The 17,269-nt window shown below is 72.2% G+C and carries 15 protein-coding genes, 1 other RNA gene and 1 pseudogene; 11 read left to right on the top strand and 6 right to left on the bottom strand.

What is annotated here, in order from left to right:
* Window positions 1–6: 6 nt before the first annotated feature.
* Window positions 7–1,218, bottom strand: a complete 1,212-nt coding sequence (locus tag ABT295_RS19375) for an MFS transporter (RefSeq protein WP_352396048.1) — start codon at window positions 1,216–1,218, stop codon at window positions 7–9.
* A gap of 63 nt (window positions 1,219–1,281) precedes the next feature.
* Between ABT295_RS19375 and ABT295_RS19380 the strand changes: the two genes are divergently transcribed.
* The gene (locus ABT295_RS19380; protein ID WP_352396049.1) at window positions 1,282–2,121 is read left to right on the top strand and encodes a winged helix-turn-helix transcriptional regulator; all 840 of its coding nucleotides are present in this window, start codon (window positions 1,282–1,284) and stop codon (window positions 2,119–2,121) included.
* On the opposite strand, the pseudogene ABT295_RS19385 reads toward ABT295_RS19380, so the two are convergent.
* Window positions 2,111–2,335 (bottom strand): annotated as a pseudogene (locus ABT295_RS19385) (biotin/lipoyl-containing protein); the annotation flags it as partial. The gene ABT295_RS19380 and the pseudogene ABT295_RS19385 overlap by 11 nt on opposite strands.
* A 201-nt stretch (window positions 2,336–2,536) precedes the next feature.
* On the opposite strand from ABT295_RS19385, the gene ssrA reads away from it, so the two are divergent.
* Window positions 2,537–2,903: a transfer-messenger RNA gene (ssrA, locus tag ABT295_RS19390) on the top strand.
* 112 nt (window positions 2,904–3,015) lie between these two features.
* Here ssrA and trxA read toward each other — a convergent pair.
* Both trxA and ABT295_RS19400 read right to left on the bottom strand, forming a co-directional pair.
* Window positions 3,016–3,435, bottom strand: a complete 420-nt coding sequence (trxA, locus tag ABT295_RS19395) for a thioredoxin (protein ID WP_352396050.1) — start codon at window positions 3,433–3,435, stop codon at window positions 3,016–3,018.
* A gap of 28 nt (window positions 3,436–3,463) precedes the next feature.
* Window positions 3,464–4,120, bottom strand: coding sequence for an SIMPL domain-containing protein (locus tag ABT295_RS19400; protein WP_352396051.1), 657 nt, complete (start codon window positions 4,118–4,120; stop codon window positions 3,464–3,466).
* 28 nt (window positions 4,121–4,148) lie between these two features.
* Between ABT295_RS19400 and ABT295_RS19405 the strand changes: the two genes are divergently transcribed.
* From ABT295_RS19405 to ABT295_RS19440, 8 genes are all read left to right on the top strand, one after another.
* Window positions 4,149–4,535 carry a VanZ family protein gene (locus tag ABT295_RS19405; protein WP_352396052.1) on the top strand — a complete coding sequence of 129 codons (387 nt, stop codon included), beginning with the start codon at window positions 4,149–4,151 and terminating at the stop codon, window positions 4,533–4,535.
* Between the two features lie 289 nt (window positions 4,536–4,824).
* Window positions 4,825–7,113: a DEAD/DEAH box helicase gene (locus ABT295_RS19410; protein WP_352396053.1), complete on the top strand. Its 2,289-nt coding sequence runs from the start codon at window positions 4,825–4,827 to the stop codon at window positions 7,111–7,113.
* Between the two features lie 28 nt (window positions 7,114–7,141).
* Complete coding sequence (locus ABT295_RS19415; RefSeq protein WP_352396054.1) at window positions 7,142–7,702, top strand: YqgE/AlgH family protein; 561 nt, start codon at window positions 7,142–7,144, stop codon at window positions 7,700–7,702.
* A gap of 1 nt (window position 7,703) precedes the next feature.
* Window positions 7,704–8,528, top strand: coding sequence for a glutamate racemase (locus ABT295_RS19420; protein ID WP_352396055.1), 825 nt, complete (start codon window positions 7,704–7,706; stop codon window positions 8,526–8,528).
* Window positions 8,525–8,875, top strand: coding sequence for a DUF3039 domain-containing protein (locus tag ABT295_RS19425; protein ID WP_352396056.1), 351 nt, complete (start codon window positions 8,525–8,527; stop codon window positions 8,873–8,875). Before ABT295_RS19420 ends, ABT295_RS19425 begins: the two co-directional genes overlap by 4 nt.
* 164 nt (window positions 8,876–9,039) lie before the next feature.
* Window positions 9,040–9,990 (top strand): zinc metalloprotease, encoded by a 951-nt coding sequence (locus tag ABT295_RS19430; RefSeq protein ID WP_352396057.1) that lies wholly within the window; start codon window positions 9,040–9,042, stop codon window positions 9,988–9,990.
* A gap of 133 nt (window positions 9,991–10,123) precedes the next feature.
* Window positions 10,124–11,884, top strand: coding sequence for a DEAD/DEAH box helicase (locus ABT295_RS19435; RefSeq protein ID WP_352396058.1), 1,761 nt, complete (start codon window positions 10,124–10,126; stop codon window positions 11,882–11,884).
* 65 nt (window positions 11,885–11,949) lie between these two features.
* A complete protein-coding gene (locus ABT295_RS19440; protein WP_352396059.1) occupies window positions 11,950–13,797 on the top strand; it encodes a bifunctional metallophosphatase/5'-nucleotidase in 1,848 nt (615 codons plus the stop codon).
* Window positions 13,798–14,016: 219 nt separating this feature from the next.
* On the opposite strand, the gene ABT295_RS19445 is transcribed toward ABT295_RS19440, so the two are convergent.
* Entirely contained in the window at window positions 14,017–15,327 is a 1,311-nt protein-coding gene (locus ABT295_RS19445) for an alpha-amylase family glycosyl hydrolase (RefSeq protein ID WP_352396060.1), read from the bottom strand.
* A 77-nt stretch (window positions 15,328–15,404) separates the two neighbouring features.
* On the bottom strand, window positions 15,405–15,914 hold the full coding sequence (locus ABT295_RS19450; RefSeq protein WP_352396061.1) for an Lrp/AsnC family transcriptional regulator: 510 nt from the start codon (window positions 15,912–15,914) through the stop codon (window positions 15,405–15,407).
* A gap of 107 nt (window positions 15,915–16,021) precedes the next feature.
* On the opposite strand from ABT295_RS19450, the gene hppD reads away from it, so the two are divergent.
* A complete protein-coding gene (hppD, locus tag ABT295_RS19455; protein WP_352396062.1) occupies window positions 16,022–17,254 on the top strand; it encodes a 4-hydroxyphenylpyruvate dioxygenase in 1,233 nt (410 codons plus the stop codon).
* The last annotated feature ends 15 nt before the right edge of the window (window positions 17,255–17,269 follow it).

The following is a 17,269-nucleotide window of genomic DNA, read 5'->3' on the forward strand; positions in this document are numbered from 1 at the left end:
CGCGGCTCAGCGGCCGTGAGTCCGCGCCGGCACCCGGCCCGACGCGAGGGCCAGCACGGCCCCGAGACCGGCCACGACCCCGCAGAGCGGCCAGAGCCACCCCGGCCGGGCTGCGTAGACGAGACCGCCGAGCGGGGCCGAGACCATGCTCCCGCTCGTTGCCGCTGCGGTGTAGAGCCCCTGGTAGCGGCCGACGAGGTGGCCCGGGGCGGCGTCGAGCACGTGTGCGGTGGCGGTGGTCTTGTAGAGGATCTCGCCCGCCGTCAGGGTGACCATCGCGACGACGGCCACCAGCGCCACGCCGAGGGAGGTGACCCCGAAGAGGGTGAAACCGACGGCGACGAGGGCGTAGCCGGCCGCGATGACCGGGACGGCCGGTCGGTGCCTCAGCCACAGCGCGACCGGGATCTCGAGCAGCAGGATGAGGGCGGAGCCGACCGCGATGAGGGCCGTGTAGAGCGCGAGCGGCTGGCCCTGGTCGCGCAGGTGCAGGGGCACGGTCGAGTAGAGCTGGCGGTAGACGAGGTCGACGAGGACGACGCCCACGAGCAGGACCGCGAGCGAGCGGTCGGCCCGCAGCGCCTGCCACACGCCCGCCGGCGCCTCGGGGGCACGCTCCACCGGCGGCTCGTCGGTGAGGAACCGGGACGTGACGAGCCGCAGCACGAGGGTGAGCAGGCCGTCGATGACGAGGAGGGCGTCGTAGCCGCGCGTCGCGAGCAGGGCGCCGAGCGGCGGACCGACGACGAAGCCGGCGTTCGACGCGGCCCGGCTGACCGCCACCGAGGCCCGGCGCGACCCGACGGGCACGGCCAGCGCGGCGAGGGCGCCCTGCCCGAGCGAGGCGGTCGCGCCGAGGTAGCCGATGAGCGGGAGGGTGAGCGCGAGCAGCCACACCGGCTGCCACGGGACGAGGGCGGTCAGCACCCCGACCACGCTCGCGCTGAGCAGCAGCACGCGGCGGTGGCCGTGTCGGTCGCCGAACCGGCCGCCCGTGAGGTTGCCGAGCAGGGCGCCGACGCCGTTCGAGCCCGCGAGCAGCCCGGCCGGGACGACGTCGAGCCCCCGTGGACCGGTGAGGTAGAGCACGAGGAAGAGCAGCAGGAAGGCGCTCGCCGAGCTGACGAAACGCCCGGCGGCCAGGACCCACACGACACGTGGCAGCGCGCGCAGGTCGTTCAGGCCGCTGCGCTCGCGGACCACACCGGGGGACGACATCCACCCATCAGACCATAGTGAGTCTCTTTTCGATACTCATTACGATGGCGGCATGGCGGAGCGATGGTGAGGCGAGCGGTGCGGCCCGACGACCCGTGCGGCATCGCCCACGCGGTGTCGGTCGTCGGGGACCCCTGGACCCTTCTCGTGCTGCGCGACGTGGCCGGCGGGCGCACCCGCTTCGAGCAGCTGCGGGTCGAGTCGGGCATCTCCCGCAAGGTGCTGGCCCAGCGTCTCGAGGCGCTCGTCGCCGACGGGCTGCTCGAGCGGCGTGAGTACGTCGCGCACCCACCGCGGCACGACTACGTGCTCACGGCTCGGGGGCGCGGCGCGCTCCCCGTGCTCGCGGCGCTGCAGGACTTCGGCGACTCGTGGCTGCTCGGTGACGGCACGCCCACCGCGACCGCGGACCCCGACTCGGGCGAGGCCGCCCGGGTGGCCGCGCTCGTGGGTGACCGCATCCCGGTGCTCGAGGGCCTCGACCCGGCCACGACCGACGCGTTCACCGTGCTCTACTGCTACCCGGGCAACGCCTTCCCCGGTGCCGACGCGGTGCCGGGCGGCGTCGGCTGCACGCTCGAGTCGTGCACGTACCGCGACCGTCTCGGCGAGTTCGCGGCCCTCGGCGCCGCCGTCGTCGGGGTCTCGACGCAGCGCCCGAACGAGCAGGCGGCGTTCGCCCGGGCCAACGGCATCCGCTTCCCGCTCGTCTCCGACAGCGGGCTCGAGCTGACGACCGCCCTGCGACTGCCCACCTTCCGGGTCGGCGGGACCACGCGGCTGCGCCGGCTGACGCTCGTCGTCGACCGCGACCGGGTCGTGCGGGCCACCCTCTTCCCGATCCCCGACGTCACGGGGTCGGTCGAGCAGGCCCTCGCCGAGGTGCGTCGCCTCAGCCGATGACGACGAGCAGGTCGCCGCCCTCGACCTGCTGCTGCGCGTCGATGGCGACCCGGCTCACGCTGCCGGCCACCGGGCTCGTGATGCCGGCCTCCAGCTTCATCGCCTCGATCGTCGCCACGACCGCACCGGCCTCGACCTCGTCGCCCACCGCGACCACGAGGCTGACGACCCCGGCGAACGGTGCGGCGACCAGCCCGTGCGCGCCCGCGTCCGCGACGAGAACCTTGCGAGACATCGGACCTCCAGGGGCGCGGGGGACGGGGAGCCGGGCCGTTGGCACGCCTCGACCACGGGGGCAGCCTAGCGCCGGGGAATGGCGTGGACCCGGCGCGCGTTCCTCCTGCATACTGTGGTCTCCACCGCGAGGTGGGACGCAGTGCTTGACAAGTGAACAGCGTGACGTGGACACCCCCACGGGGGTGATCGGTTTCGACGGTGGTCGACACATCAGGAGAAGCGGGTCGAGGATGCAGGGTTATCTCGTTAACGCTCCCTGTAAACCAATAGGTGCCAATTCCAAGCGCACCGACTTCGCCCTCGCCGCCTGAGCGAGCCTCGAAGTCTGTCAGCCTGAGCTAGTTTCCGACTCAGTGCCTGGCATCAGCTAGGAAACTTGCTGCGCAGTCATGTTGGGGGGCTGCGCGGGACTCTTTCTCAACTGGGCCTGTCAGGGGACGTGTGCGTGCGAGCCCTGGGGCCGAGAAAAGCCATAGCGCACTGCACCCGGAGAAGTCCTGGTCTCTCGTCATCGGACGCGGGTTCAATTCCCGCCACCTCCACCACTTCGTGGTGGCCACGTCACGCGTTCGCCCGTCAGGCGCGACGAAGGAGGTCCTCCGGCACCTGGTGCCGGAGGACCTCCTTCGTCGTTCCCGCCCCGCGTGGGGGAGCGGCTCAGGCCTGCGGCTGGCCGCCCTGCTCGGGAGCGCCCTGCGGCTGACCGTGGCCGGCCGCCTCGGCCGCGATCTGCTCCTTGATCGGCGCCATGTCGAGGTCCTTGACCTGCTGGATGACGTCCTGCAGCGCCGACTGCGGCAGCGCGCCGGGCTGTGCGAAGACGAGCACGCCCTCCTTGAACGCCATCAGCGTCGGGATCGAGGTGATGTTGGCGGCCGACGCGAGCGACTGCTCGGCCTCGGTGTCGACCTTGCCGAAGACGATGCCCTCGTTGTCGTCGCTGCTCGACGCGGCGTCGTAGACGGGGGCGAACTGGCGACACGGGCCGCACCAGGAGGCCCAGAAGTCGACCAGGACGATGTCGTTGTCGAGGACGGTCTTCTCGAAGGACTGCGCGGTCAGGTCAGTGGTAGCCATGTAGGGGCCAACGGGCCGGCCGCGGCGACTATTCCGGGACCGGCCCCGCCGAGCCCTCCGCGGCGAGCTCCCACGTCACCGTGATCTCCGCGTCGACGTCGAGGTCGCCGCCCTCGACCGGCATCGCCGTCGCCATGTCGCGGTGCGACGCCGCGGCGGCGACGGCCTTGAACGACCCGACGGGCGTCGTGCCCGGCTCGGCCACGCCGAGGACCGCGCCGAGCCGCGCGCCGGAGAGGCCGGCATACTGCCTCGCCCGGGCGGTCGCGTCGGCGAAGGCGGCGTCGCGGGCCTCGCGGAGCGCCGCGCTGCGGTCGGCGACGTCGAGGCGCACGGCGTCGACGAGCAGGGCGTTGCCCACGGCCCCGGCAGCGGCGGCGAGCACCTCGCCGACCGCGTCGAGTCGCCGGACGGTGACGGCGAGCCGCTGCTGCGCCGTGAAGCCGACGGCCACGCCCGTGTTGTCCCAACGCTGCCCGACGGATGCGTCGAGCGTGCGCAGGTCGGCGTCGGGGACGCCCTGCTCGCGCACGACCGACACGACGCGCGTCACGCCGTCGGCCGCGCCGGCCAATGCGGCGGCGACGTCGGGGGCGTCGTGCCCGACCCGCAGGTCGAGGCGCACGACGTCGGGGGAGACGGCGGCCCTGCCGCGGCCGGTCACGGTCACCGTGCGCTTGCCCATGCAGGCAACCTATCTAGACTCCCTGCCCATGACGACCCCCTCGCGCCGAGTCCCGGCCCGCCGCGCCCGCGCGACCGGCTCGCGACTGCTCGTGGGCGGGGCCGTGCTCGCGGTCGTCGTGCAGCTGCTCGTGCTCTACTGGCCCGTCGTCACGGTCGAGGGCCCGGTCAGCTGGACCGACAAGGTCGTGCACCTGCTCGTCTTCGCCGTGCCGACGTATGCCGTGGGGCGGGCTCTCGGGTCCGTGCGCACCGCCGTCGTGGTGTTCGCGCTGCACGCCCCGGTGAGCGAGCTCGTGCAGCACTTCCTGCTGCCCGGGAGGTCGGGCGACCCGTGGGACGCGGTGCTCGACCTGGTCGGGGTGGCCCTCGGGGCGGCCGCCCTCGTGGTCGGGGCGCGGCTGCGCCGCTGGTAGACTGGGGCCATCCGACTCCGAGGTTCGCCTCGGTTCACGACGGACGAGGTGGCGCCGGGGATGCCCGGCGGGCAGGCTCGGCCGACGAGGTGACCACCCGCCCAGGGCGATCGCGCACACGGCGCGGCCCGGGCTCGACGCGGAGCGGATCCGATCGCCGGACGGCACAGATGCCGGGCACCGGTACACATGGGGCGCAGAACGCTGCGCCTGAGGCTCGTCTGCATGGTCGTGGTGTGACTCACGGCTCGAGGCGAAGTCTGCATCGAGTCAAGAGAGTTGAATACGTATGCCCAAGCACACCTCCTCCGGCGCGCCCAAGAAGGCCCGCTGGACCACCGAGAAGAAGTCCGCCGCGGCCAAGAAGCCGCACCGCGGGCAGGGTGGGCCCAAGACCTCCCGACCGGCACCCGCCGGCACCTCCCACGTCGGCGGCCGCGAGTGGCGCGCCCCCCGTGAGGACCGCCGCGACGATCGCCCGTCGTTCGACCGCCGCGACGACCGTGGTGAGCGTCGTTCGTTCGAGCGCCGTGACGACCGTGGCGACCGTGGCTTCCAGCGCCGTGACGACCGTGGTGACCGTGGCTTCCAGCGTCGCGACGACCGTCCGTCGTTCGACCGTCGGGACGACCGTGGCGAGCGTCGCTCGTTCGAGCGTCGCGACGACCGTGGCGAGCGTCGTTCGTTCGAGCGCCGTGACGACCGCGGTGACCGTGGCTTCCAGCGCCGTGACGACCGTCCGTCGTTCGACCGCCGCGACGACCGTGGCGAGCGTCGCTCGTTCGACCGTCGCGACGACCGCGGCGACCGTAGCTTCCAGCGTCGCGACGACCGTGGTGACCGTGGCTTCCAGCGTCGCGACGACCGTCCGTCGTTCGACCGTCGGGACGACCGTGGCGAGCGTCGCTCGTTCGAGCGCCGTGACGACCGTGGTGACCGTGGCTTCCAGCGCCGTGACGACCGTGGTGACCGTGGCTTCCAGCGCCGTGACGACCGCCCGTCGTTCGACCGCCGCTCCGACCGTGGGACCGACCGCTTCGTCGACCGCGCGCCCGTGAGCTTCGAGGACGCCGAGGTCGAGCGCATGGACGCCGACAACTGGACCAAGGCCACCCGCGCCGACATCTCCGACGGCCCCGTCGAGGTGGCGGCCGACAACGGCTTCGCCGCCCTCGGCCTGCCCGAGCGCCTCGTCGAGCGCCTCGCCCGCGAGGGCATCACGACGCCGTTCCCGATCCAGAGTGCGACGATCCCCGACGCGCTCGCCGGTCGCGACGTGCTCGGCCGCGGCCAGACCGGCTCCGGCAAGACGCTGGCCTTCGGCCTGCCGCTCATCACCCGCCTGCTCCAGGCCGAGCTGCCGCGTCGCCCGCGCAAGCCGCACGCCCTGATCCTCACGCCGACGCGCGAGCTCGCGATGCAGATCTCCGACGCGCTCGAGCCGCTCGTGCACGTGACCGGCCTGCGCCACAAGCTCGTCGCCGGCGGCCTCAGCTACACGACGCAGATCAACGCGCTCAACAAGGGCGTCGACATCCTCATCGCGACGCCGGGCCGCCTCAACGACCTGCTCGAGCGCGGCGCCGTCGAGATGGACGACATCGCGATCACCGTGCTCGACGAGGCCGACCACATGGCCGAGATGGGCTTCATGGCCGAGATCACCACGAGCCTCGACAAGATCCCGGCCGACGGGCAGCGCCTGCTCTTCTCGGCGACGCTCGACCGTGGCATCGACACCCTCGTCCAGAAGTACCTCACCGACCCGGTGACGCACTCGACGAACGACGCCACCGCGTCGGTCGAGACGATGGACCACCACGTCCTGCTCATCGACCCGCAGCACAAGAAGGTCATCACGGCCGAGGTCGCGAACCGCGAGGGCCGCACCGTCGTGTTCTGCCGCACCAAGCTCGGCGCCGACCGCATCGCGCTCCAGCTGCGCGAGCAGGGCGTCATGGCGGCCGCGCTCCACGGCGGCCTCAACCAGGGCCAGCGCAACCGCGTGCTCGGCGCGTTCCGTGACGGCACCCTCCCGGTGCTCGTCGCGACCGACGTCGCCGCCCGTGGCATCCACGTCGACGACGTGTCGGTCGTGCTCCAGGTCGACCCGCCGGCCGACCACAAGGACTACCTGCACCGCTCGGGCCGCACGGCCCGCGCCGGCGACAAGGGCACCGTCGTCACCCTCGCGCTGCCGCACCAGCGCAAGACGATGGAGCGCCAGCTCAAGGACGCCGGCCTCGACATCGCGCCGGTCCGGGCCACGCCCGGCGACGCGACCCTCGCCGCCACCGGGGCCACCACCCCGAGCGGCGTCGCCATCGCCGAGGACGACTTCCAGCGGCTCATCGCCGGCCCCAAGGCGCAGCGCCGCGGCCCGGCCGGCTCCCGCGGCCCGCGCCAGGGCTCGCGCGGCGGCTTCCGCCCGCACCACGGTGGCCGTGACCACCGCAGCGACAGCCGGGGCGACGACCGTCGTGGCCGTCGCGGCGACCGCGCCGAGGGCCTCGTCTCCCGCTGGGGTGACGACGACCGCTCGGGCGACCGCCCGGCTCGCCGGGGCGCACGCTTCTGAGGGGTCGCCGGTGTGGAAGGCTTGAGGCGTGAGCACGACCTTCCACACCGGCCGCCTCCTCGTGGCGACACCCTCGGTTGAGGGTGACGTGTTCCACCGGTCGGTGATCCTCGTGCTCCACCACGACGACGGTGGCGCCCAGGGCGTCGTGCTCAACAAGCCGCTGTCGGCGCAGGTCGACTCGGTGCTGCCGGGCTGGCAGCGGGTCGTCACCGCGCCGCCGGTGCTCTTCCAGGGCGGGCCGGTGTCGACGACCTCGGCGCTCGGCCTCGTCACCGTGCCGGGCGACGAGCCCGAGCCCCTCGGCGTCAAGCGGCTCTTCGGCTCGATCGGCCTCGTCGACCTCGACGTGCCGACGCCGGTCGTCGCCGCCGAGCTGGCCGGCATGCGGATCTTCGCCGGCTACTCGGGCTGGGAGTCCGGGCAGCTGGAGAACGAGGTGCGCCGCGGCGACTGGTACGTCGTCGACGCCGAGGTGCGCGACGCGTTCACGCCCGAGCCGGACGCCCTGTGGCGCGAGGTGCTGCGGCGCCAGCGCGACAGCCTGGCCTACGTCGCGAACTTCCCCGACGACCCGTCGATGAACTGACGTGGACCCGACCGCCCCGGCCCAGCCCCGGACGTCCCGAAGGCGAGTTGCCTTCGTCGACTCGGGGCTCGGCCTGCTCGGGTACGCCGACGCCCTCCACGCGCTGCGCCCCGACGTCGGGCTCGTGCTCTCGCTCGACCCCGACAACATGCCCTACGGCCCGCGCACGCCCGACGACGTGCGCCGGCTCATCCTCGCGTCGGCGCGGGCCGCGCTCGCCCACGAGCCCGACGCGATCGTCGTCGCCTGCAACACGGCATCCGTCCACGGCCTCGACGCCCTGCGCGCCGAGCTCGAGCCGGGCGTCGCGGTGGTCGGCACGGTGCCCGCCATCCGCCCCGCCGCGGCGGCGGGCGGGCCGGTCGCCGTCTGGTCCACCGCCGCCACCACGTCGAGCGCCTACCTGCGGGGCCTGATCGACGCCTTCGCCGCCGACGTGGAGACGTATGCCGTCGCCGCGCTCGGCCTCGCCGAGGCCATCGAGTCCGGTGACGCCCGGGCCGTCGACGAGTGCATCGCCTATGCCGCGTCGCAGACGCCCGCGGGGGTGCGGTCGCTCGTGCTCGGGTGCACGCACTACGGACTCGTCGCCGACCGCATCGTCGCGGCCCTCGGGCGCGGCGTCGCCGTGCACGACTCCCCGGTGGCGGTCGCCCGCCAGACGCTGCGGCGGATCGGGCTCGAGCCCGACCCGCTCGTGCCCGAGGCCGGGGTCGAGGCGGTGCTGCTGAGCGGCCGCCCCGGGAGCCTGCCCGAGTCGTGGGCGGCCTACCCGGCCGGACGGCGCCTGCGGGACGCGACGTCCGCCGTAGACTGGCGCGCATGAGCACCATGCCTCCCGACCCGTTCGAGCCCGACCCGTTCGAGCCGCAGCCGCTGCGGGGCACGAGCACGGCGACGATCGAGCGCGAGGAGGTGCGCGAGGAGCTGCAGGAGCCCGGCGACCACGAGCGCTTCTCGCACTACGTGCGCAAGGAGAAGATCCTCGAGAGCGCCCTGTCGGGGGAGCCCGTCGTGGCCCTCTGCGGGAAGATCTGGGTGCCCGGGCGCGACCCGCAGAAGTTCCCGGTCTGCCCGGTGTGCAAGGAGATCTACGACGGCCTGCGCGACCCGCAGGACGGCGGCGACGGATCCGGTGGCGGCTCGGGCAGCGGCTCCGACGGCGGTTCCTGACCCGTTCCGGACCCTCTTGGCGCGACGCCGACGCAGCCCGGGGAATCCGCGACGAGTCCTTACCCTCTCTTGACGGGGACCGGCGGACCCCCTGACCTTGGCGTACCTACGCTCGCTGGGATCGATGCCCGACCGGGCTCGTGACGGACGAGAAAGGTCACCCCATGAAGCTTCGCACCCTCGTGCTCGCCGCTCCGCTCGCGCTCGCCGCGGCGACGCTCGGCGCCCCTGCGCAGGCGGCACCGGTCGTCGACGGTCACGGCGGCGCCAGCTGCCTCGACCCCGCAGCGGTCGGCGCGGTCGGCGCCCGTGGCACGCACGGCACGGCGAAGGACCCGCACGAGCTGACGGCGTCGCAGGTGCGGGCCCAGGAGGCCGCCCTCGACAAGGCGCTCGCGGCCAAGGGCTACGCCCGCGACTCCGGTGGCAAGCTCGCCGCGGCCAAGGGCAAGCCGACCGCGACGTTCGCGCCGGCCGTCATCGACGTCTACTTCCACACCATCACCAACGGCTCGGCGGGCTCGGTGAGCAGCACGACGATCAACAACCAGATCAACGTGCTCAACGCGGCGTACTCCGGCGCCGGCTTCAGCTTCCGCCTCGCCGGCACGGACGTCACGAGCAACGCCACGTGGTACACGGTGACGCCCGACTCGACGGCCGAGCGCAACATGAAGGCCGCGCTGCACAAGGGCGACGCCGGCGACCTCAACCTCTACGCCGCCAACATCGGCGACGGGTTGCTCGGCTGGGCGACGTTCCCGACGAACAACCCCGGCACGATCGACGGCGTCGTCATCCTCAACGCCTCGATGCCGGGGGGAGCGGCGACGAACTACAACCAGGGCGACACCGGCACCCACGAGGTCGGCCACTGGCTCGGGCTCTACCACACCTTCCAGGGCGGCTGCAGCGGCTCGGGCGACCAGGTGAGCGACACCCCGGCCGAGGCCAGCCCCGCCTACGAGTGCCCGACCGGGCGCGACACGTGCACGAGCCCCGGCCTCGACCCGATCAAGAACTTCATGGACTACACGTACGACGCGTGCATGAACACCTTCACCTCGGGCCAGGTCGCGCGCATGCAGACGCAGTGGACCGCCTACCGCGCCTGACCACCCCGGTCGCACCCGGCATCCGGCGTGCGGCGCCGGGACAGACCGGCACGTACCACGCGAACCGGGGCCCCGCCCGTGCGGCGGGGCCCCGGGCATGTCGGATCGCAGAAGCGGCTACGGTAGGCCACCTATGAGTGCTGGGGCCGCCTTCCATCTCCCACCCGCCTTCCCCGAGCGGGCAGCCTGGGGTACCGCCAGCAAGCTGCGCGCGTGGCAGCAGGAGGCGCTCGACCTCTACCTCGAGCGCTCGCCGCGCGACTTCCTCGCGGTCGCCACGCCGGGCGCCGGCAAGACGACGTACGCGCTGCGCGTCGCGACCGAGCTGCTGAGCGCCGGCATCGTGCAGCGGGTCACCGTCGTGGCCCCGACCGAGCACCTCAAGACGCAGTGGGCCGACGCGGCCGCCCGGGTCGGCATCAGCCTCGACCCGAAGTTCAGCAACAGCATCGGGCGGCACAGCGACGACTACCACGGCGTGGCCGTCACGTACGCCCAGGTCGCCTCGCGTCCCTCGCTCCACCGCGAGCTGACGACGACGCGCCCGACCCTCGTCATCCTCGACGAGATCCACCACGGCGGTGACGCCAAGAGCTGGGGCGACGGCATCCGTGAGGCGTTCGAGCCCGCCACGCGCCGCCTCAGCCTGACGGGCACGCCGTTCCGCTCCGACACCTCCCCGATCCCGTTCGTCACCTACGAGCTCGACGCCGAGGGCACGCTCGTCAGCTCGAGCGACTACACGTACGGCTACGCGGAGGCGCTGCGCGACGGCGTCGTGCGCCCGGTGCTCTTCATGGCGTACGGCGGCAGCATGCGCTGGCGCACCAAGGCCGGCGACGAGCTCGAGGCGCGCCTCGGCGAGCCGATGACGAAGGACTTCGTCGCGCACGCGTGGCGCACCGCCCTCGACCCCAAGGGCGAGTGGATCCCGGCCGTGCTCGCGGCCGCCGACCGTCGCCTCACCGAGGTGCGCCGCCACGTCGAGGACGCCGGCGGCCTCGTCATCGCCTCCAACCAGACGCAGGCGAGGGCGTATGCCGCCATCCTGCGTCAGCTGACCGGTGAGGCCCCCACGGTCGTGCTCTCCGACGACCTCGGTGCGAGCAAGCGCATCGAGGACTTCGGCGCGAGCGACGAGCGGTGGATGGTCGCCGTCCGCATGGTGTCCGAGGGCGTCGACGTGCCCCGGCTCGCCGTCGGCGTCTACGCGACGTCGACGTCGACCCCGCTCTTCTTCGCGCAGGCCGTCGGCCGCTTCGTGCGCGCCCGCAAGCGCGGCGAGACCGCCTCGGTCTTCCTGCCGTCGGTGCCGGTCGTGCTCGACCACGCCTCGCGGCTCGAGGAGCAGCGCGACCACGCGCTCGACCGCAAGCCGAACCCCGACGACATCGGGCAGATGTGGGCCGAGGAGCAGGCCCTCATCGACGACGCCAACCGCGCCGACAAGGCGAGCGGCGCCCTCGACGAGGGGGCCTTCGAGGCGCTCGAGTCCGACGCGCACTTCGACCACGTGCTCTTCGACAAGCAGCAGTGGGGCATGCACGCGCAGGTCGGCTCGGAGGACGAGGAGGAGTACCTCGGCCTGCCCGGCCTGCTCGAGCCCGACCAGGTCTCCGCCCTGCTGCGCGAGCGCCAGAGCCGACAGGTCAAGAAGGCACCCAAGGGTGCCGAGGCCCCGATGCCGGTCGCCGCGCACCGGGCCCTCGCGGCGCAGCGCAAGGAGCTCAACACGCTCGTGTCGACCTACGCCCGGCAGAAGGGCCTGCCGCACGCCAACGTCCACATGGACCTCCGCCGGGCCTGCGGCGGCCCCGACCTCGCCGCGGCGAGCTCGGAGCAGGTGTCCGAGCGGATCGAGAAGATCCGGCTCTGGCTCGTCGGCCGTCGCTGACCGTTCGCCGATCGGTCGACCGGGGAACCCTTTGGTGTCGGTTCGTCCCGCTAGCCTCTGGCGTCATGACCTCCACCCCTGACTTCCTCTCCAACGCCGCCACGCGGCGCCAGCTGCTCTCGATGGCCGCCGTCGGCGGCGTCGGTGTCGCCGCCGTGGCGGGCGCCGGCTCCGCCTCGGCGACGGGTCTTGGCGACCACGACCACGACCACGACCACGACGGCACCGTCGCGGTCACGGTGCTCGGCACGACCGACCTGCACGGCAACGTGCTCAACTGGGACTACTTCAAGAACGCGGAGTACACCGACGCGAAGAACAACGACATCGGTCTCGCGAAGGCGTCCTCCATCATCAAGATGCGCCGCGCCGAGCTGGCCCGGGGCTCGAGCCTGACCCTCGACGCCGGCGACACGATCCAGGGCACGCCGCTCGCGTACTACTACGCGAAGATCGACCCGATCACGGGCGGCTCCACGCACCCGATGGCGGCCGCGATGAACGCCGTGGGCTACGACGCCGCCGCGCTCGGCAACCACGAGTTCAACTACGGCATTGACACGCTGCGGGCCTTCGAGAAGCAGCTGCGCTTCCCGCTCCTCTCGGCCAACACGGTCGACGCGCGCACGGGCGCGCCCGCGTTCCGGCCCTGGGTCATCAAGACCGTCAAGGTGCACGGCCACAAGCCGGTCAAGGTCGGCATCCTCGGGCTCGTGACGCCCGGAGTCGCGATCTGGGACAAGGCGAACGTCGAGGGGCGGCTCACCTTCCCGGGCATCGTCGAGCAGGCGAAGGTCTTCGTCCCGCGCCTCCGGGCCGCGGGCGCCGACGTCGTCGTCGTCTCGGCCCACTCGGGCACCAACGGCCAGTCGTCGTGGGGCGACGCGCTGCCCTACGTCGAGAACGCGAGCACGATCCTCGCCGAGGAGGTGCCGGGCATCGACGCCATCCTCGTGGGCCATGCGCACGTCGAGGTGCTCACCAAGGTCGCGAACAAGAAGACGGGCAAGCAGGTGCTGCTCTGCGAGCCGCTCTACTGGGGCATGCGGGTGGCGGAGATGACGCTGACGCTGAAGAAGGTGCGCGGCCAGTGGCAGGTCGTCGACAGCGCCGGGCAGCTGTGGAACGCGAACGCCGTGCCGGAGGACCCCGCGGTCACGCGCGCCGTGGCCAAGGCGCACGCCACGGTGCTCGGCTACGTCAACGGCGTCATCGGCACGTCGACGCAGGCGATGTCGGCGGCGACCTCGCGCTACGAGGACACCCCGGCCATCGACTTCATCAACTACGTCCAGGCCGACGCGGTGAAGAAGGGCCTGGTGGGCACGGCGGAGGCCGACCTTCCCGTCCTGTCGATCGCCGCGCCGTTCAACGCGCTCGCCTCGATCCCCGAGGGCGAGGTGACGATCCGCGACGTCGCCGGCCTCTACATCTACGACAACACGCTCCTCGGCATCGTGCTCACCGGCGCGCAGGTCAAGGACTACCTCGAGAAGAGCGCGGGCTACTACCAGCAGGTGACCGGCACGGGACCCTTCGCGGCGAGCGCCATCACCAACGCGAACGGCACGCCCGACTACAACTACGACATCATGGGCGGGCTCGACGCCGACCTCACCTACGACGTCGACATCGCCGAGCCGGTCGGCTCGCGCATCGTCGGTCTCGCCTACGACGGTGCCCCGGTCGCCGCGGACGCGCGGTTCGTCGTGGCGATCAACAACTACCGGCAGTCGGGCGGCGGCAACTTCCCTGGCGTCGTGACGGCGCCCGTCGTCTACAACCGCCAGATCGAGATCCGCCAGCTGCTCATCGACTGGGCCACCGCGAACCAGGTCATCGACCCGGCGCTGTTCTCGAGCCTCGACTGGAAGCTCGTCAGCAACGGGAGCCCGATCACGGTCACCGGCTGACCGGTCACGTGGATCGGAGCGCCCCGCCTGGGTGGGAGGACGGCGGGGCGCTCCGCCTTTCGGCCGACGGTCGGGAGGTGGGAGGAACGTCGGCACACGCAACGCACCCGTCGGGACAGGGGAGCTCCGACGGGTACGCGTTCTCATCCTGCTCGATCCACCCCCGCCCCGTCCCGGGATTGCGGACGGTTTTCCGGATTTTGTTGGCTGGAGCGGGATTCAAGCCGAGACGAGCACCTGGTGTCCCCACGCAGGCAGGGTGTGCTGCTGGCCCACGGCGAGCTCGACCGGCTCGCCGGTGAAGGCGTCGCGCCAGGCCCCGGCCTGTGGTCCGTCGCCCAGGGTGACCGTCTGCTCCTGCGCGGAGAAGTTGAACGCGGCGAAGACCCGGTCGTCGCCCTGGGCGCGCACGAAGGCCAGCACGGCGTCCTCGGCCGTGTTCGGCACCCGCACCATGCGCCCGCCGGCCGCGCCGTTCCACAGCGCGGGGTGCGCCTTCTTCAGGGCGAACAGCCGGCGGTAGAGCTCGCCCTGCTCGTCCTCGCGCCACTCGATCTCGTCCTTCTCGAAGAAGACGAGGCGGCGGTCGCTGCCCGCCTCCTGGCCGTTGTAGACGAGCGGCACGCCCTCGCCGACGACGGAGAGCACGATGGCCGGCACGAGGGCGTCACCGAACTGCTCGTACTCCGTGCCCTCCCACGCGTTCTTGTCGTGGTTGCTGACGAAGAGCATCCGGTAGGCGTCGCGCTGGTAGAAGCGGTCGTTCCACGCGTAGTAGACCTTGAGCGCCTCGACGTCCGCCTTGCCGTGCGCGATCTTGTGCAGGGTGTCGTTCCAGCTCCAGCCGTAGGTCATGTCGAAGGCGCGGGTGTGCAGGTCGCGTGACTCCCACTCGGCGAGCATGAAGACCGGCTTGATCGCGTCGAGCTCGCGCCGCACGTTGTCCCAGAAGTCGAGCGGGACGAAGCCCGCCACGTCGCAGCGGTAGCCGTCGACGCCCACCTCCCGCACCCAGTACGCCATCGCCTCGGTCATGTAGCGGCGCAGCTCCTCGTTGCCGTAGTCGAGGTCGATGATGTCGTCCCAGTCCCACCACGGGGTCGGGCGGAAGTCTCCCTTCCAGTCCCGTGCGTACCACTCGGGGTGCTCCTGCACGAGGTGGTTGTCCCACGCCGTGTGGTTGGCCACCCAGTCGAGGATGACGTGCAGGCCGAGGTCGTGCGCGGTGTCGACGAAGTGGCGCAGGTCCTCGAGGGTGCCGAACTCGGGGTTGACGGCGAGGTAGTCCTTGACGGCGTACGGGCTGCCGAGGCCGCCCTTGCGGTTCTGCTCGCCGATCGGGTGCACGGGCATCAGCCAGACGACGTCGATGCCGAGGTCGCGCAGCCGAGGCAGGTGCGCCTCGGCGGCGCGGAAGGTGCCCTCGGGCGTGAAGTGGCGCTGGTTGATCTGGTAGATCGTCGCGCTGCGGGTCCACTCGGGGTGGGTCAGCTCGACGTCGGGGCGGGGCGTGTAGGGGTTCGCGGTCACGGTGGGCTCCTGAGGGTCGGCGGGTGGGACGGGGCGGGTGGGCGACCGGGTCGGCGCGGTGGTGCGTTCCTACCCCGTCAGGGCGGGTCCTCGAGGAGGTGCTCGACGAGCGGGACGGTGCGGTGGTCGATCCGGGTCGCGAGCGAGATGACCGTCGACGCGCGGGTCACGTGGGCGTCGTCGACGACGCGGTCGATGACGCGCTGGAGGTCGGCGTTGTCGCGCCCGACGATGCGGATGAGCACGTCGCCGGAGCCGGTGATGGTGTGCGCCTCGAGCACCTCGGGGATCGCGGCGAGGTGGTCGACGACGGGGGAGTGCCCGCCCCGGCCCTGGCGGATCTCCAGCGTGCAGAAGGCCGTGACGGGGTAGCCGAGCGCGGCCGGGTCGACGTCGGGCGCCATCGAGCGCAGCACGCCCGTGCGCTGCAGCCGCTCGAGCCGGGCCTGCACGGTGCCGCGGGCCACGCCGAGGCGCCGGGACGCACCGAGCACGCCGATGCCCGGCTCCGTGAGCAGCAGCAGCAGGATCCGGCAGTCGAGCGGGTCGACGGGCGCGCGGGCCGCGGGGGACGGGGGCGAGGACATGGACAGAGTGTCCAGCACCACCCCGCATACGGGCAACACATTGTGCACGCTGCCCAGCGCTAGCGCGTGGTGTTGCACACCCGCACCGGCTCGGCCACCCTCGCACCATGACCGACACGATGCGGACCCCGGCCGCCGAACTCACCGACCAGGAGCGCGAGGCCGACCTCGACCTCAACCAGCTCAAGCAGCTCGTCGGCCTCGTCGAGTACGACGAGAACGCCGACGTCTTCCCCGTGACCGGGTGGGACGCCATCGTCTTCGTCGCGGGCAACGCCACGCAGAGCGCGCACTACTACCAGAGCGCGTGGGGCATGGAGCTCGTCGCCTACTCCGGGCCCGAGAACGGCAACCGCGACCACAAGGCGTTCGTGCTCAAGAGCGGCTCGATCCGCTTCGTCGTCAAGGGCGCCGTCGACCCCGACAGCCCGCTCGCCGACCACCACCGCCGCCACGGCGACGGCGTCGTCGACATCGCGCTCGAGGTGCCCGACGTCGACAAGTGCATCGCGCAGGCCGTCAGGGCCGGCGCGACGGTGCTCGAGGAGCCGACGAACCACACCGACGAGTTCGGCACCGTGCGCACGGCCGCCATCGCCACCTACGGCGAGACCCGCCACACCCTCGTGCAGCGCCAGGTCGACGGGCAGACGTATGCCGGTCCGTACCTCCCGGGCTACCAGCCGGCGGCCTCGACCCACGAGAAGCGCGACGGCCAGCCCAAGCGCCTCTTCCAGGCGCTCGACCACATCGTCGGCAACGTCGAGCTCGGCCACATGGACGAGTGGGTCTCCTTCTACAACCGAGTCATGGGCTTCGTGAACATGGCCGAGTTCATCGGCGACGACATCGCCACCGACTACTCCGCCCTCATGAGCAAGGTCGTCGCGAACGGCAACCACCGGGTGAAGTTCCCGCTCAACGAGCCGGCCATCGCCAAGAAGAAGAGCCAGATCGACGAGTACCTCGAGTTCTACCGCGGCGCCGGCGCCCAGCACCTCGCCGTCGCGACGAACGACATCCTCGCCTCGGTGGACGCGCTGCGGGCCAACGGCGTCGAGTTCCTCGACACCCCCGACAGCTACTACGAGGACGAGGAGCTGCGCGAGCGCATCGGCAACGTGCGCGTGCCGATCGAGGAGCTGCAGAAGCGCAAGATCCTCGTCGACCGCGACGAGGACGGCTACCTGCTCCAGATCTTCACGAAGCCGCTCGGCGACCGGCCGACGGTCTTCTTCGAGCTCATCGAGCGGCACGGCTCGCTCGGCTTCGGCAAGGGCAACTTCAAGGCCCTCTTCGAGGCGATCGAGCGTGAGCAGGACAAGCGCGGCAACCTCTGAGGCCGCGCGGGTCGA

Origin of the sequence: Terrabacter sp. NPDC000476, from assembly GCF_040300125.1 — a bacterium.
In the GTDB taxonomy this organism is placed as follows: Bacteria; Actinomycetota; Actinomycetes; order Actinomycetales; family Dermatophilaceae; genus Terrabacter.

Excerpts from the sequence above, each read along its gene's own strand:
- ABT295_RS19375 (WP_352396048.1), bottom strand. The coding sequence starts at position 1,218 with ATGTCGTCCCCCGGTGTGGTCCGCGAGCGCAGCGGCCTGAACGACCTG.
- ABT295_RS19380 (WP_352396049.1), top strand. The coding sequence starts at position 1,282 with ATGGTGAGGCGAGCGGTGCGGCCCGACGACCCGTGCGGCATCGCCCAC.
- trxA (WP_352396050.1), bottom strand. The coding sequence starts at position 3,435 with ATGGCTACCACTGACCTGACCGCGCAGTCCTTCGAGAAGACCGTCCTC.
- ABT295_RS19400 (WP_352396051.1), bottom strand. The coding sequence starts at position 4,120 with ATGGGCAAGCGCACGGTGACCGTGACCGGCCGCGGCAGGGCCGCCGTC.
- ABT295_RS19405 (WP_352396052.1), top strand. The coding sequence starts at position 4,149 with ATGACGACCCCCTCGCGCCGAGTCCCGGCCCGCCGCGCCCGCGCGACC.
- ABT295_RS19410 (WP_352396053.1), top strand. The coding sequence starts at position 4,825 with ATGCCCAAGCACACCTCCTCCGGCGCGCCCAAGAAGGCCCGCTGGACC.
- ABT295_RS19425 (WP_352396056.1), top strand. The coding sequence starts at position 8,525 with ATGAGCACCATGCCTCCCGACCCGTTCGAGCCCGACCCGTTCGAGCCG.
- ABT295_RS19430 (WP_352396057.1), top strand. The coding sequence starts at position 9,040 with ATGAAGCTTCGCACCCTCGTGCTCGCCGCTCCGCTCGCGCTCGCCGCG.
- ABT295_RS19435 (WP_352396058.1), top strand. The coding sequence starts at position 10,124 with ATGAGTGCTGGGGCCGCCTTCCATCTCCCACCCGCCTTCCCCGAGCGG.
- ABT295_RS19440 (WP_352396059.1), top strand. The coding sequence starts at position 11,950 with ATGACCTCCACCCCTGACTTCCTCTCCAACGCCGCCACGCGGCGCCAG.
- ABT295_RS19450 (WP_352396061.1), bottom strand. The coding sequence starts at position 15,914 with ATGTCCTCGCCCCCGTCCCCCGCGGCCCGCGCGCCCGTCGACCCGCTC.
- hppD (WP_352396062.1), top strand. The coding sequence starts at position 16,022 with ATGACCGACACGATGCGGACCCCGGCCGCCGAACTCACCGACCAGGAG.